Raw genomic sequence first — 14,603 nt, 5'->3', positions numbered from 1 at the left:
TATATGTTTAATTAACCCGAATTTATTCTAAAGAATCTTCATTCTGAACCTGAAAATTCAGCGTGATAAGCATCGGATAAGGGCTATTTATCATGACAAACGTACATAATATCTTTAAAGACAAATTACTCAAAGAGATGCACGTGCTAGAGATAAAGGCACAGCATATTCATCTAATTTTGCAATCAGAGAAATTCGATCGTGGGCTTGAGCAAAATGGTGCCATGTTCACAGGCAGTTAAACTTGATGAAGATCATCATCATTTAGTTGATTATTTGAATAAAGAAATCTTTATTCCAGTGATGTTGTCATCAATAGGCAGCAATATTTTTTATCGTACAACTGTGATGGTAAGGCAACAGCAAGAAGACATGTAGCTAAAAGCTTGCGTATGTTTAACTCAACTTGTTCCTTTTTGGTCTTATAAAATTCAATAACTTAAGTAATTAGGTAACAAGTTGAGTTAATTTTTTTTTAACTCAACTTGTTACCTTAATGAGCAGTAAGTTAAGAAGTAAAAAATTTAAGCAAACTATTGATTATGAAATTTTTTAGAGTCTACGTTTGATTCAAGGACAACTAATATTTTTAAAAGTATGATATGTCTAGGAAACAAAATTTTTATTTCGGCGTATTTTGCTTGGAAAGTCTTGCAGCAAGTTTTCTTAGTGTTATTAGATTTTTTTCATAATGTTTACTACGGCCTTTTAACAAATTAGTAAATCGTTGTTGAAATAAACATTCCTCCAATAGATTTTTTTGCTTATTGGCAATCTTTCGCGCTTCACAATACAGCCATAATGCATTATCTAAAGGATCTTTACGTTTAACTCTTTCATCTTGAACAATCCATTTTTTCACGTAATCCATTGCAGCAGATAAATCCTGCTCTATTAGACTTTTAAGCACATTTAAGTCATAACTCTCTAATTTGGTCTGTTCATACATCTTATGATCTAGACGTAATACTTGCTCATTTCGCTCTTTGGCGTATTGCCATCCTACAGGCAGTGGTTCAGGTGGAATAAAATCCTCCTGTTCTGTTAACTTTACTTTCCCTCGTTCAATAACTTTAGTAATTAATGGAACCTTTGTGAATTCTTTTTCATGTGGATAGTCCTTCAAATATTGGTCAAAAATTATTTGCGCTTGTTCTTTTCTATTAGCAGCAACTAATGCTCTTACTGTTTTATCAAGTAGTTGAATATTACCCAGAGGGCGTAGGGCAAGTAACTCACCCAATAATCCATTTTCAATAATAATGTTGGTAAATAATTTGTGATACTTCAATGCTTCTATAAATAAATTAGCTTTTTCATTTACATCATTGGCTAGCTCAGCATCCAACTCAGCTTTATTTAGTTTAACCTCAATTTCATTTCGAATATTTAAAGCCTTCATATTTAAGCTTCGATTCATATTTTGACGATTTACTAACTGATCTCCATATTTTGAAAGCAGTTTTTCTTCCTCATTCAGCGCCTGAGCTTCTGTTAATTGATCGAGTACAATTCGGATGTTGTATTGATTATTTAAATATTTATCAACATATAGATTCCAATTCAAATCTCTACCTTTTCGCCAAGCTCTATCATCAGATCCCTTACCAACATAAAATACGTCACCTGATAACGTTTCATGCACATAAACGTAATACTTATCGGTCATTATTTTTTCCTCAAGTTGATGTCTACTTTCTTAATAATTTAAACTTACTATTGTTTGTAGTATGTTTTGTAGAATTGCTACTTTTTATCATTTGTAGTAACTCTAACGTGAGTCAACCCATTATCAATGGCATTGTTATAGAAGGAGGTATAGTTATACAAAAAAAGATATAGAACAAAAACCCTATTTTTTTCTTCTTAAGAAGTAGATAGAACTCTATTATAGTTATTTATAATTGCGAAGGACTAGCGAAACCTACTGAAATCTTCTCAAGCGCATAATAAATCAGCATACAAGAGGAGAATACAACCAATTTAATAGACATGACATCAGATCAAATACCCCCTTGGAAGTATGGTTTTAACTGAATAATGGATTGGGTAATTTCGCTCACAAAACACCCAATCTTGAATTTTTAATGTATTCAATATGCTAGTGCTCAGTTAAAAATATTGACCATATTCTTACCTGCTTTATGTTTCAATTAGTGTAAAGGCAATAAAAAAGCTCTCAATTTGAGAACTTTTTTATTAAATAAATAATTAGGCTCTACTTTTTCAAATAGTTATGAAACCATTTACTTATTCATTTAAAAAAGTAACTAACGCATCGTCACGAATTCTTCAGATGATGTAGGATGAATAGCAACGGTATTATCAAAGTCCTTTTTAGTTGCCCCCATCTTTAGAGCGACTGCAAAGCCTTGTAGAATTTCATCCATATTCAAACCAATCCCATGGATACCAACAATTTTTTCCTCAACACCAACACATATAAGCTTCATTTTAGTGAGTTGTTTATGTTGTGCCACGGCGCCATACATTGCTGTAAATGAAGATTTGTATACTTTAACCATATCTTTGCCAAATTCTTCAATCGCCTGTTCTTCGGTTAATCCAACTGTTCCAATAGGCGGGTGACTAAATACTACAGTGGGGATATTGTTATAATCTAAGTATTCATCAGGCTTGTTATTAAATAATCGCTCTGAGAGCCTACGTCCGGCAGCAACTGCAACAGGTGTTAATTCAACCTTTCCAGTAATATCTCCAACTGCATAAATACCAGCGCGTGTTGTATTTTGGAACTTATCAACTTTGATAAACCCTTGTTCATCCAATTTTACATTTGTTAATTCAAGTTGGAGAGCTTTGGTATTGGGTTTCCTTCCAACAGCCCAAATAAGACAATCTACAACTTGTTGAGTTCCATCTTTTAAATGCAACATGATAGAACCGTCTTCTAATTTTGTTACTTTACTGATTTCAGCATTTTTATGAATTTTAATATTCTCACTCTGCATAATTTCTAATAATGCTTCTCCTAAGAACTGATCTAGATTACGTAGGAGTTTTTCGCGTCGAATAAAAAGCTGGACATCTGAACCTAATGATTTGAGGACACCAGCTATTTCTACTGCAATATATCCTGAACCCACAATAGCGGTACGTTTTGGTAATACTTCTAAATCAAAGAAGCCATTTGAGTCGATACCATGTTCAGCACCATCAATTGCAGGCCAACTCGCTTCTGTACCAGTAGCTATGAGAATGTGATCAGCTGTTAAAAGATCTCCGTTTACTTCAATTGTGTTTTTATCAATAAATTTTGCAAACCCGTGTATGACATCAACATTATTTTTACTGAGGACATTGTTATAAGAGGTATGAATTCTTTCGATATATGCCTGTCTATTTTTAATGAGTTTCTGCCAATCAAATGATTTTACTTCCGTAGTAAAACCATATGATGGCGCATATTGACGAATTGCATCACTAATATGAGCAGCGTACCACATCACTTTTTTAGGGACACAGCCAACATTAACGCATGTGCCACCAATATCTCCCGCTTCAATTAATGCACATTTTTTTCCATACATGGCTGCTCGATTTACAGAGGCTATACCGCCACTACCTCCACCAATTGCAATATAATCGTAATGTTTAGACATGGATAACTCCTTTATTTGCTGAATAGTAGAATCCAGCAACACCTAGAATGGGGCCAATCAATAATATCCATGCTGAATCCAAGCCAATTATTTCAAAGGCATAGGTTGTCAATGCAATAGATATGATAGTCAGTGTAAAACCAATTGAATTTTGAATAGCTAATGCCGCACCAACTTTTTCGGAGGGACATGATTGGGCGGAAAGCGCCGAGAATTGCGGTGAGTCTGCAATAACAGATGCTCCCCAGATCGCAAATAAAACCAATAAGAACCACGCAGGTAAAAAACGCCAGCCTAGAGCAAATACCAAGCAACTAAAACCTGAGATAGATAAAGATCCTATAGCAACATATCTATTACCTATATATTTAGAAAGATATCCGCCCACCAAGCAACCAATTGCTCCACATGCCATTACAAAAAAAGTAAGGAGCGAAATGTTGTTGTATCCCAATTTTTCTGGAATACCTGATTTAGCAATAAATAAAGGAATAATCGTCCAAAAGGCATATAATTCCCACATATGACCAAAATAACCTATAGCAGCTGCACGAAATTTTCGGATTTTGAAAACCTGAAAAGTACCACCTGATGACACTATATTTTGTGGTTTTGGAGAGACTGTTGGGTCTCCTAGCTGGTAAATTAACAAGGCTGCAATCAATGCAAGACTTGAAGAACAGATCATGACTGTTTGCCATGCAAAATGAGTGGAGAAACTATTAATAAAATAGGGAAGAGCCGTGCCTAATGTCAGCATAGCAACTAATTTTGCTAGTGCTCGCCCAGCCTGATGAGGTGCCCATAGAACGATAAGTTTCATTCCGATTGGATAGATCCCTGCAAGACATAATCCCACGAGAAAACGATATATAAGGGCATCCATAAGTCCATGAGCGAACCATGCAAAGCAGAAATTAAAAAATGCGCCTAATAGTGCTGAACAAACAAAAATATGGCTGGCTTTAAAGCGGTCTGCTAATTCTGTATAAGCAAATACAAAAGTTCCAATGATAAATCCCGCCTGAACAGCGTTGGTAATCCAGCCAATATCTGCAACTGTTATCTGCCATTGTTGCATTAAATCTATTGCTGCACTATTTGCACTAAACCACAAGGATGTGCCTAATAGTTGAGCCAAACTAATAATAGTAGTGGCATGTAAGCCATAAATTTTTTTATTATTTTGAATGTTGTAACCTACCATGTAAGGCACTCCCATTTAGGTAGATACCTATTTAAAGTACTACCGTAAAATTAGAGGTTGTCCGATGGATATTTCACCTGACATAAAAATTAAACTAATTTTGTTGGGATGGTCATAGTGGGTGCTATACATGGACGAATATAAAGGGAATGCTTTATTTAAAGCATTCCTATATTTTCTTTTATTAGAAATAGATTAGATATTTGAGTTTAAAAATATTTAAATATCCGAGCCAATCTTAAGAAAGCACGCCAACAATTTTTCCTATTACCTTAGGATCAAGTTCTGTTCCATTATTCATTGCCCATCTTACAAAACTACTTCCTTCCATTAAACTTAATAATTGAAAGGCTTTCTGATTTTCATCACCTTCGGCAAGTTCTCCATTTTCTACTCCTAAATGGATAATTTTTTCTATCCAAGATAATTGGATTTCAAAATATTTACGGGTCAACTCTTGCATGCTCTCTGGTAAAACAGCCATTTCAGCAGCAAGAGCTCCACATAACGGTAACATTCCTTCAGACATTGAGCTTCTAAATAAGGAAGCAAAGGCACAAAGACGTCCGAATGCATTAGGAAAATCACGTTCAATTTTTTCAAAATCTTGAATAGTCTGTTCAATATATGTTTCGACTATTAAAATTCCTAAATCTTCTTTTTTGGGAAAATAATGATGAATACTGGCTTTTTTAATACCAACAATTTTCTCTAAATCAGCATAACTAAAAGCAGCATAACCTCTTGATCTCAACATAAGCTCTGCTGAGTTAATTAAACTTTGGCGAGTATCAATGGTCATATTTGTAGTTCCCAGACTAGAGAGATTTGGCGGCATACTATAGCATTGTTGTTAAAGATGAATCATCTGATAAACAAGTATGCCACCCATCACATATTATTTGTTTGCAATCACTAATTGCGGTTTCATTCGAATTGATCGTGAAAAATTGGCGAAATTTGGTGAAGTTTTTAGAACAGCACTATGGATTTCATCCAATTGTTCTTGTGTCCCATCCGTATCAATAACTACAGTGTATTGGACTTCATCATATCCAGGATTAATTTTTTCATCTAAGCCTAAGAAACCTCTAAGATCAAGCTCTCCAGAAGTATCAATTTCTAATGAATTAATCTTGACACCTTTAGTAGCAGCAATAGCTACATAAGCAACTGTAAGACATGCATTAAGTGCAGCCATCAATAATTCTTGTGGATTAGGTGCACTATCTGTTCCTAAAATTTCATGAGGTTCATCAGCAGCTATATGGAAGTTACGTTCATAAGTCTTACCAAAGAGTTCATAAGATTTCACAGTTGAAACAGAACGTGTTTGACCCGCCCATCTTGTTTGTACGTTAAAACGAGCTTTTGAAGTAGTAGGATTCTGGCTTACTTTATCTGCAAATTGTTGAAAAGCATTTAGATCAATTTCATTTACTACATTGTTCATTATAGAACTCCAATTAAGATATAAATTGTGGTAAATGGAGAATAATTTCCCCATCACTAAGCTTGTCTATGTAATCTCTGGCGAAGTTACATTTCGTCATAAGCATCTAAAGTTCGTGCCGAGTAAACATAGGCTGCACCAGCATTTAAAGCGATAGCAGTTCCTAAAGCTGCCGCAACTTCTTCTTTTGTAGCACCTGCTTTTTTAGCCGCGCCCGCATGAGCTGATATACAACCATCACAACGCGTAGTAACTGCTACTGCCAACGCAATCAACTCGTGAGTTTTTGCATCGAGTACTTTATTTTCACGAGTTGCAACTTCTAAGTTGTGAAAAGCAGTGGCAACGGGTTTATTTGCTTTTGCAAAATTACCAATGTTTTTAACCAATGCAGATAATCTGTTAGTCCATTCACCGTTCATTTTTGAAACCTCATCATTTATTAAATATTATTTGCCTAGTTTTCTTGATGCCATGACACCACCATCAACATCCCAAATAGCACCAGTTACCCAAGATGTTTTTTCGGAAAGAAGGAATACAATAGTTTCTGCTACATCGTTTGGGGTACCGTTTCTTCCTAAGGGATGGAAACTATTGAAATCTTGAAGTGCATTATCTAATTGATCTGAAGGAATGAATCTTTCAAAAATACGGGTTTCCACCATGCCGGGACTAACAGCATTTACTCGAATTCCATGTTCTGCTAGTTCTGCAGCCACATGACGGGTCATAGCTTCTAAACCCATTTTTGCCATTGAGTAGGCAGATGCGGTGACAGTTTCGATAGCTTGGCGAGCTGCAACAGCAGAAACATTTACAATTGAACCTTCTTTATTCTGCGCAACCATTGATGAAGCAACTTGTTGGGTAATAAAGAAAAATGCGCGGTTTAGATCCAGAAAATTGTTATAGTCATTTAGCGAATGCTCTAGGAAGCTTTTAGGATAAAAAATTCCTGCTGAATTAACTAATAAGTTAATGTCTTTATGCTCACTATCCAATTTGCTAATTAACTTTTGAACACTATCAAAATTTGTTAAATCAGCAGTCAGTGCAAAAACTTGTTCTTCAGTTGTTATAGCAACTAATTGTTTACGGGCAGTCTCGGCTTTATCTGTGCGATTGCCAACAATTACTACAGTCCCACCTTGTTCAGCAACTTTCTTTGCTGTTTCTAAACCAATGCCACTAGTACCACCAATGACGAGAAGTTTCTTGCCTTTAAATTGTTGCTCACTCATATGATCACCTAATCATTAATACCAATCAAAAGTAGACTACCTACTAGTTGGTTTGTAGATTATATAGGCTAATTTTAAATGTCAAGCACTAGCAGAAAATAGTTTGGAAAATTATTAAGCTTTAATCTCAGATTTCGTTAAGCAAAGAGAACCAATGGAACTCTTTTCTTCGTTTTGCTCATCATTTTTTGATTCGGACTTTATGAGTTCTTTTAAAGCTTTTTGGTAATCGGAGATAGGCTTTACTCCTACAATACGATGGATTAATTGCCCATCTTTGAACATTAATACAGATGGTAAACCCCATATATTATAACGGGTTGTTAAAACTGGTGCCTGATCAACATTAACTGTGCCAATAGTTACATTAGATTCAATACTTTTCACAAATGTATTAAATAAACTTTCGCTATTGTGGCATGGTGGGCACCAAGGAGCATAAAAACGGACCACTGCTAAGCCTTCTTTCCATTCAATTTCATGAAAGCTATCTTCGTTTAAAGCATGTAATTTACGCATTATAAAACTACCTCTTTTCAGTATTTGCAGATTCAGAATTCATTTGGTGAATAGTATTTAATCACTTATTAAGCGCAATCAATTTTAGCGAGAAATTAAAAATACTATTGCCTACCTACTAGTTGGTTGATATAGTGGCATCAACTTATCATTTGTGCAATAGGAATGAGGGAGTGCAAATTTTGTACTTCTAAAACAGGTCAATGCCTGAGTCATTCACTGAATGATGAGTGTGGTTAAAGAAATTTCTTAATTATCTGTAAATCTCTCTAGAGGTCTGTGATGAATAAATTATTCACTCCCCATAATTTGGTGGATATCCAATTAAAAAATCGCGTAGTAATGGCACCCATGACGCGTACGCGAACATTCAATGGGGTTGCAGATGAACTTACTGCGCTTTATTACTCCCAGCGAGCTTCCGCAGGTCTAATCATTACTGAAGGCTTACCTGTGTCTGAAGAAGGGCGTGGTTATTTATATACGCCTGGTTTATATAATGATGAACAAATGCAAGGATGGAAAAAGGTTACTGAAGCAGTGCATGCAAAAGGTGGTCGTATTTTTGCTCAGCTCTGGCATGTGGGAAGAATGTCGCATTTTTCAGTTTTACCTGATAATCAAGTGCCTGTTTCTTCTGGGGTTATTCCAGCGACCAACACTACAGTATTTGCATATACTGATTCGGGTGAACCCGGTCCAGTTGCGCCAAGTAAACCTCGAGCTTTAGAAACTGAAGAAATCAAACGTGTTACTCATGATTTTGTTAAATCTGCACAATTAGCAATTGAAGCTGGGTTTGATGGAATTGAAATTATGGCTGCAAATGGATTCATCTTTGACCAGTTCCTCAGTACTGAGTTAAATAACCGAACAGATCAATATGGCGGAACTGTTGAGAATCGCCAACGTTTTCTTCTAGAAACTATTGATGCTATTTCGCAAGAAATTGGCCATGACAAAGTGGCTGTCCGACTTTCTCCTTTTGGTCGTATTTATGACTTGGCACCTTATGAAGGCGAGGTTGATACTTGGGCAAATATTGCGTCAGCTCTTGGCAAACGTAAATTGGCCTATGTCCATTTGTACTATCAACCTACCTATGAAACAGCACCTTTAGAAGCTCAAAATTTTAAAACTTTATTCAGAGAAACTTTTTCTGGAACTATCATCGCAGCTGGTGGTTTTAATCAACAAAGTGCTGAAGCGGCATTAGAAAAAGGTGAGGTCGATTTAATTGCGTTTGGTGTCCCTTATATTGCTAATCCCGATTTAGTAGAGCGGATGCAGAATAACTGGCCCTTGGCGGAAAGTGATCGCACAACATACTACGGCGTAAGTGGATCTCCAGCAAAAGGCTATACAGATTATCCAGAATATAACGGCAAATAAACAATGGGGTGCCTAGTTAATTTTTGACACTAGGCATTAAAACTTTTTTGTTTTTAAACATCTAATGAATTTACTGAGATATTTATGAAAACTCTACCTTCACAAATTACCGTAGATATATGGTCAGATTTTGTTTGCCCTTGGTGCTGGATTGCTAAAAAAAGATTTGAGAAAGGTTTAGATGCCTTTGAACATAAGAATCAGGTAACTATCCAATATCACAGTTACCGTCTAGCAAGTGGCCTTACACCACAGCCCTTTAAAGATGCATTGTATAAAAAATTTGGTGGGAAAAGTGGCGCTGATGCGATGATGAGCCATGTAAAAAGTGCAGGTGAGCTAGAAGGTCTGATCTATAACTTTAATAGTATGCTTTTTGGCGACACTTTAGATGCCCATGCCATTGTAAAGTTGGCACAACAGAAGGGTGTTGGTGAACTATTAACAGAAAAGTTTTTTAAGGCAAGCATAACTGAAGGTAAGTCTATTTTTGATCATAAGGTGTTGGTTGAGCTTGCTAATGAAGTTGGAGTTCCTCGTGAAGAAGCTAACAGTGCCTTTAGTAATATTTCGTTTAAACAAGAAGTTTTAAAAGATGAAGCCAGTGCACATGCGATGGGTGCTAGTGGAGTGCCGCTTTTCATTATAAATAATAAATATTCAATCAGTGGTGCTCAGCCTATAGAAACTTTTTTAAGTGCATTAGAGCAGGTATGGGAAGAAAAGCAGAATGAATTAATGATCACAGAGGGTCAAAGCTGTGGCATTAATGGTTGTAGTATTTGATTGTGTAGTTGAATAAATTGATAGGGGGGTTAACTTATTTGTCACCCTATCAATTTTTAAACATACGGTTAACTTTTTCATGTTCTATAGTAATAAGAGGCATTTAAGCCCCCTTATATTAGGGTAAATTAAGCAACCATTAACATCTTCGCAATTCCAGAAGCAATAGGATTGTAATAAGTATTCACCAAAGAACTAATTATTTGATTACCTATAATCTTAATTAGGATCTCTACCGGTAAACGGTATTCATGAACAAAGCAGGTAATTACTCCATGTTGTATGACATGGAAAGTAATAACACCATTCCCCAAGACAGGACATCCCACGAATTTGGATCTTCAGCTAAATCTTTATCAATATGAGTTTGTAGTGTGGTTCCACCTAAACGGTTAAACTTAAGTGGTCCAGGATTAGTAACATTCCATTTAAAAGCATCATAACAATCGATAAGTTGTTGATCAGTTAAATAATTTTAAACAAAACAACATTATCTTCACGAAAGGATTTTATTTGTTCTGCTGTTGGCTTGATGCCCATGCTTTAATTCTTTTTATGAAAGGAGCTTCAATGATATATCTTACTGATAAAAAAATTTAAAGAGTAAAAAATTATGGAATTATTTAATCAAATTTGCCACATTCTGTAGGTTGGATTTCAAGATTAAACCTGTATTCAACTTCTTAACGGTGGTCAAAATGTCTACATTAAAAAATTATCTTAATAACCAGCTTTCTGGAATTGAAAATATAATTTTATTAGATAAAGTTGAAATAAAGAAAAGTCATTATAAATCAATATTTTGGGTTACTTCATTTTTCATTTTATCTTCTTTACCTAAATTAGGTACTGGATTTCTACCAAATGTATATTTGCAAAATGCTGTAATTGAAGGGATAGGTCCACATTTTTGGAATATGATCGTGACAGGTGGGCTTATTTTAATAGGTTTATTTTTTCTATTTCCCAATGTCAGACATTTTCCAGAATGGGCTTATAGAATTTTAGCTGGTGCATATACTTCTGGTATGATATCTCTAGGTCTAATCATTGGTGAGTTAACTTTTGCTTTTCCTGATTTATTACCATTTTTTGAAACGTGGAAAATCATTTTAATACTATTTTTACTTATTTTTTCAATACTTCTAGTTTATGGTTTAGTCTACTCTACCTTTTACATTAGTCGGCTTCTAATTTCACAAGAACTTATCGAGTTGATTACTAAAATGGATTTTCGTTTAAGATTTATTGGCTTTCTTTTATTTTCAATTTCTCCAATCATTTTCCTCTTAATAGAAAAATAATTTTAGAGAAGAAATAACTTGAAGATTACTCCTTAGCAAGATTTACCCTTATTTTTTATAATTTATAGAAAATAGGGGCATACAAATATCATTTAAACAGGAACTTTGAAATAAAACTTCTCTGAATTTAATGGGTCTTAAAATTAAAGATAAAAAAATAATACTAATTTTTCTCAGAATAAGTTGAAATTACTTTAAACCTAGATTTTCTAAGTCTATAAAATTGAAGTTTTCATCAAACATATGCTTTACCCTTTTCTCAGATTTTAAGTGTGATAATGTATTAAAAAAACAAGCTTCGCACAGATAAATTTTATATTTTTGATTGTTTTGTAAAACACTTCCTGTCGATTGGGTTGTTAATAAACCATAATTGTATAAGTTTTTTTTATCACATATAGAGCATCCGACTGTATTTTTCATTACTGAATTGACTTCCTTGTCTAAAGAGTAAAAGTATTTTAGTTTTAACCAATAATACTCCAATACAATACTTTTGAATTTAATTGGTTCCCTTCAAAAGTAAGTGAACAAATAGCTTTAGATTCTGAATTTACTCCATATCTACTTACTCGATCACTAATTTGAAAGTTATAGGTGACAGCGAAAGAATTCAATGAATAAGCGCGTGTATCCGCCAGTTTTTCATTTGCTATAATTTCTATTTGAGATTTTGTTTTTCCTGTTGAATTTTGACATTGGTTATTAGTCAGCATACCTTTTCGGCTATTTTTTTTATTTGTATTAAAATTAGAAGAACTATTGCTGAGACCCGTATTCAGTGTTCTAATTCCATTATTTAAAGATGTTCTTAATGAATGCACATCGTTAGGAATAGACTCACATCCAACAACAAGAATTGATAGGTAAACAGATATTGCTGTTTTATAAAATTTCATAAAAGTGTTCTCAGTTGTATTAATTAAAATTCATTACGCAGTTTTGGAATTTTTTCTATTGAATATTTACTCTGAATACAGATGTCATAAGATTTGCTTTTCATACATGTGGCCCATTTGTCATTAATCGGCTTAAAAAGTTTATCTACAGAAACTTTATTTCTTGATTGATTTCGAAAATAAGTTAGTCCATCTTCTTCTTTTAAGTACATGTATTCGTCATCATTGACTTTATCAAGCCGACCAAAAGCCACAGTCTCATTTTCTATATAACAAGTATGAGCTTGAGAGGATTCACATACAGTACGATTAGACATACGAAAAATTTGTTTTCTATAAACAATGACAGCAGTATTTTCATCTTCATTTAAGACTGAAAATGTTGCTATACATGGCTCTGGCTGAGTTGATTTATTGTGAATGTTCAAATAACAAATTGCTGACTTATCAGCTTTTGAAAATGGAATTGCATGTACAAGTGGAGTAGCAAGTAGACTTGCTAAAACTATTACGAAATACTTATGAAAACTTCTTATTACCATCAATTTATAAACCTCCTTCTATACTTTGATCAAAAACTAATAACTAATCTTTTTAATTAAAATTTTCTATGAGTTCTGCCAGTACACTTACTCTTGACTCTAATTTGACTAATTCCTGTTGCTTTTCTTGAATCAAAAATTCAATCTGAAATCGAATAGGAGGAAATTCTTTAAAACATTCATGTAAATATTCAATTTCGATTTGGTTCTTATAAATTTCATTTTTTATATTTTGTGCTTTTAGATAAATTGTTTCATAAGGAGACCGAAGTTCTTTAGGTAGCGAAAGTTTCTTTAACTGATGCGTTGTATATGCAGAAGTATATTTAGAAGGGATACTTGAAATATCCATGGTGAAGTAATTCTCCTCTAAAAGCTCTTTGAAATAGGCATAAATGAAATCAAAGTTCTCTTTTGAATTTAAATAATCACGTTTTTCTATAAATAAATTCCAAATGTCTTGAAATAAACAATTCTGAAATTTCATCTTTGCAAGAAAACGAACAAATAATTTTTGAAGAATTTGTCCTTTCGTCATAAATACCACAGTTAAAACCAAATATCCCATTTTGGGATATTTTTTAGAATAGTACACCATCTCGGGTTATGAGCTCAATACATGACCCAAGATATATTGGTTTAATCAGATGTTTAATTGCGATGCGTGAGGAACGAAAGGTTACTCAGGTACAATTAGCTACATCGCTAAAAAAGCATCAATCATATGTAGCTAAAATTGAAAATTTGGACAGAAGAATTGATCTTATAGAATTAAAAGATTGGCTTACTGCACTTGATATTAATTTTTCCGAATTCATCGAAGCCTCACAGATTGAAAATATTTAATAATTTTTATATTTCTTATAAACTAATCTCTATCCCTATAAATAATTAGTAGTCCTTTGAATCTATTTCCTCTTGATAACTTAATTGAAATCTACGATGCATCTGAAATTACCCGAATTTTTGTAGTAGGTGATCTTCATGGATGCTATCAGGAGTTTATCGATAAGCTTGAAAAAAATAATTTTGATTTTGATCACGACATGGTTATTTCAGTAGGTGACCTTGTCGATCGAGGCAAAGACAGCTTTAAATGTTTAGAGTTAGTTAGACAGCAATGGTTTAAGGCAATAAGAGGAAACCATGAACAAATGTGTTTAGAAGGTGCGATAGCCACAGAAATGAAAAATTTTCATTGTAGACATGGAGGACAATGGTTATATGATCTTAATAACACACAGTATAATGAAGCATTAAAGCTATGTTTAAGTTTACCAATAGCTTTAGAGATAAATTTTAAGGGTAAAATATTTGGCTTTATTCATGCAGATATTCAAATAAATGAATGGAGTGAATTCAAACAAAAGCTTTTGGAAAGTAATTATTTTTCAAACAATACCCAATCGACTTTACAATGTGCATTGTGGGGTAGGAGTAGAATTCGGGCTGCTCAGAATAATATAAAAATGGAAATCATTTCAGGTATAGATCAACTCTATTTAGGGCATACGGTTGTAGATGAACCTACACAAGTTCAGAACTGTTTTTATATTGACACGGGTGTCGTTTTTGGTGGTGATTTGATACTTCACGAAATAGGAACAATATTTTAAAGACCGCACCCAACAATA

18 protein-coding genes are annotated in these 14,603 nt (G+C 34.0%); 7 read left to right on the top strand and 11 right to left on the bottom strand.

The genetic code is table 11. From position 1 onward, the window contains the following. Positions 1 to 92: 92 nt before the first annotated feature. Positions 93 to 242 carry a hypothetical protein gene (locus RMB03_RS15705; RefSeq protein WP_311076860.1) on the top strand — a complete coding sequence of 50 codons (150 nt, stop codon included), beginning with the start codon at positions 93 to 95 and terminating at the stop codon, positions 240 to 242. Next, positions 217 to 378 (top strand): hypothetical protein, encoded by a 162-nt coding sequence (locus RMB03_RS15700; RefSeq protein ID WP_311076859.1) that lies wholly within the window; start codon positions 217 to 219, stop codon positions 376 to 378. Before RMB03_RS15705 ends, RMB03_RS15700 begins: the two co-directional genes overlap by 26 nt. A 244-nt stretch (positions 379 to 622) precedes the next feature. Here the strand turns inward: RMB03_RS15700 and RMB03_RS15695 are convergent, their stop codons facing one another. From RMB03_RS15695 to RMB03_RS15655, 8 genes are all read right to left on the bottom strand, one after another. Further along, positions 623 to 1,669: a cytoplasmic protein gene (locus tag RMB03_RS15695; protein WP_151766611.1), complete on the bottom strand. Its 1,047-nt coding sequence runs from the start codon at positions 1,667 to 1,669 to the stop codon at positions 623 to 625. A gap of 601 nt (positions 1,670 to 2,270) precedes the next feature. Then, the gene (gorA, locus tag RMB03_RS15685) at positions 2,271 to 3,623 is read right to left on the bottom strand and encodes a glutathione-disulfide reductase (RefSeq protein WP_311076858.1); all 1,353 of its coding nucleotides are present in this window, start codon (positions 3,621 to 3,623) and stop codon (positions 2,271 to 2,273) included. Further along, positions 3,616 to 4,830 (bottom strand): MFS transporter, encoded by a 1,215-nt coding sequence (locus RMB03_RS15680; RefSeq protein WP_311076857.1) that lies wholly within the window; start codon positions 4,828 to 4,830, stop codon positions 3,616 to 3,618. The genes gorA and RMB03_RS15680 overlap by 8 nt, the downstream gene beginning before the upstream one ends. Before the next feature lie 238 nt (positions 4,831 to 5,068). Continuing rightward, positions 5,069 to 5,632 carry a TetR/AcrR family transcriptional regulator gene (locus RMB03_RS15675; RefSeq protein WP_133973115.1) on the bottom strand — a complete coding sequence of 188 codons (564 nt, stop codon included), beginning with the start codon at positions 5,630 to 5,632 and terminating at the stop codon, positions 5,069 to 5,071. A 96-nt stretch (positions 5,633 to 5,728) separates the two neighbouring features. After that, on the bottom strand, positions 5,729 to 6,283 hold the full coding sequence (locus RMB03_RS15670) for an OsmC family protein (RefSeq protein WP_068556605.1): 555 nt from the start codon (positions 6,281 to 6,283) through the stop codon (positions 5,729 to 5,731). Positions 6,284 to 6,369: 86 nt separating this feature from the next. Further along, positions 6,370 to 6,705: a carboxymuconolactone decarboxylase family protein gene (locus tag RMB03_RS15665; RefSeq protein WP_013197542.1), complete on the bottom strand. Its 336-nt coding sequence runs from the start codon at positions 6,703 to 6,705 to the stop codon at positions 6,370 to 6,372. Between the two features lie 27 nt (positions 6,706 to 6,732). Continuing rightward, on the bottom strand, positions 6,733 to 7,527 hold the full coding sequence (locus RMB03_RS15660; RefSeq protein WP_068556606.1) for an SDR family NAD(P)-dependent oxidoreductase: 795 nt from the start codon (positions 7,525 to 7,527) through the stop codon (positions 6,733 to 6,735). A gap of 114 nt (positions 7,528 to 7,641) precedes the next feature. Then, entirely contained in the window at positions 7,642 to 8,046 is a 405-nt protein-coding gene (locus RMB03_RS15655; RefSeq protein ID WP_311076856.1) for a thioredoxin family protein, read from the bottom strand. A gap of 282 nt (positions 8,047 to 8,328) precedes the next feature. Here RMB03_RS15655 and RMB03_RS15650 point away from each other — a divergent pair, with 282 nt between their 5' ends. The 3 genes from RMB03_RS15650 (at position 8,329) to RMB03_RS15635 (ending at position 11,528) form a co-directional block, all read left to right on the top strand. Beyond that, positions 8,329 to 9,438, top strand: coding sequence for an alkene reductase (locus RMB03_RS15650; protein WP_311076855.1), 1,110 nt, complete (start codon positions 8,329 to 8,331; stop codon positions 9,436 to 9,438). An 84-nt stretch (positions 9,439 to 9,522) separates the two neighbouring features. Next, entirely contained in the window at positions 9,523 to 10,224 is a 702-nt protein-coding gene (locus tag RMB03_RS15645) for a DsbA family oxidoreductase (protein WP_311076854.1), read from the top strand. 698 nt (positions 10,225 to 10,922) lie between these two features. Beyond that, on the top strand, positions 10,923 to 11,528 hold the full coding sequence (locus RMB03_RS15635; RefSeq protein WP_151766616.1) for a hypothetical protein: 606 nt from the start codon (positions 10,923 to 10,925) through the stop codon (positions 11,526 to 11,528). 467 nt (positions 11,529 to 11,995) lie between these two features. Here the strand turns inward: RMB03_RS15635 and RMB03_RS15630 are convergent, their stop codons facing one another. The 3 genes from RMB03_RS15630 to RMB03_RS15620 are packed head-to-tail and all read right to left on the bottom strand — an operon-like array spanning position 11,996 to position 13,507. Beyond that, positions 11,996 to 12,427, bottom strand: coding sequence for a hypothetical protein (locus RMB03_RS15630; protein WP_151766617.1), 432 nt, complete (start codon positions 12,425 to 12,427; stop codon positions 11,996 to 11,998). Positions 12,428 to 12,450: 23 nt separating this feature from the next. Continuing rightward, positions 12,451 to 12,972 carry a hypothetical protein gene (locus tag RMB03_RS15625; protein WP_151766618.1) on the bottom strand — a complete coding sequence of 174 codons (522 nt, stop codon included), beginning with the start codon at positions 12,970 to 12,972 and terminating at the stop codon, positions 12,451 to 12,453. 49 nt (positions 12,973 to 13,021) lie between these two features. Beyond that, a complete protein-coding gene (locus RMB03_RS15620) occupies positions 13,022 to 13,507 on the bottom strand; it encodes a hypothetical protein (protein WP_252514180.1) in 486 nt (161 codons plus the stop codon). Positions 13,508 to 13,575: 68 nt separating this feature from the next. Here RMB03_RS15620 and RMB03_RS15615 point away from each other — a divergent pair, with 68 nt between their 5' ends. Together RMB03_RS15615 and RMB03_RS15610 are read left to right on the top strand one after the other, a co-directional pair. After that, positions 13,576 to 13,815, top strand: coding sequence for a helix-turn-helix transcriptional regulator (locus RMB03_RS15615; protein ID WP_151766620.1), 240 nt, complete (start codon positions 13,576 to 13,578; stop codon positions 13,813 to 13,815). Positions 13,816 to 13,871: 56 nt separating this feature from the next. Continuing rightward, positions 13,872 to 14,585 carry a metallophosphoesterase gene (locus tag RMB03_RS15610; RefSeq protein ID WP_311076853.1) on the top strand — a complete coding sequence of 238 codons (714 nt, stop codon included), beginning with the start codon at positions 13,872 to 13,874 and terminating at the stop codon, positions 14,583 to 14,585. The last annotated feature ends 18 nt before the right edge of the window (positions 14,586 to 14,603 follow it).

The sequence above is a fragment of the Acinetobacter sp. V91_7 genome (assembly GCF_031799075.1).
Lineage (GTDB): Bacteria > Pseudomonadota > Gammaproteobacteria > Pseudomonadales > Moraxellaceae > Acinetobacter > Acinetobacter calcoaceticus.
Note: the sequence above shows the minus strand (reverse complement) of the source record. Positions and strands in the feature narration are given on the sequence as shown.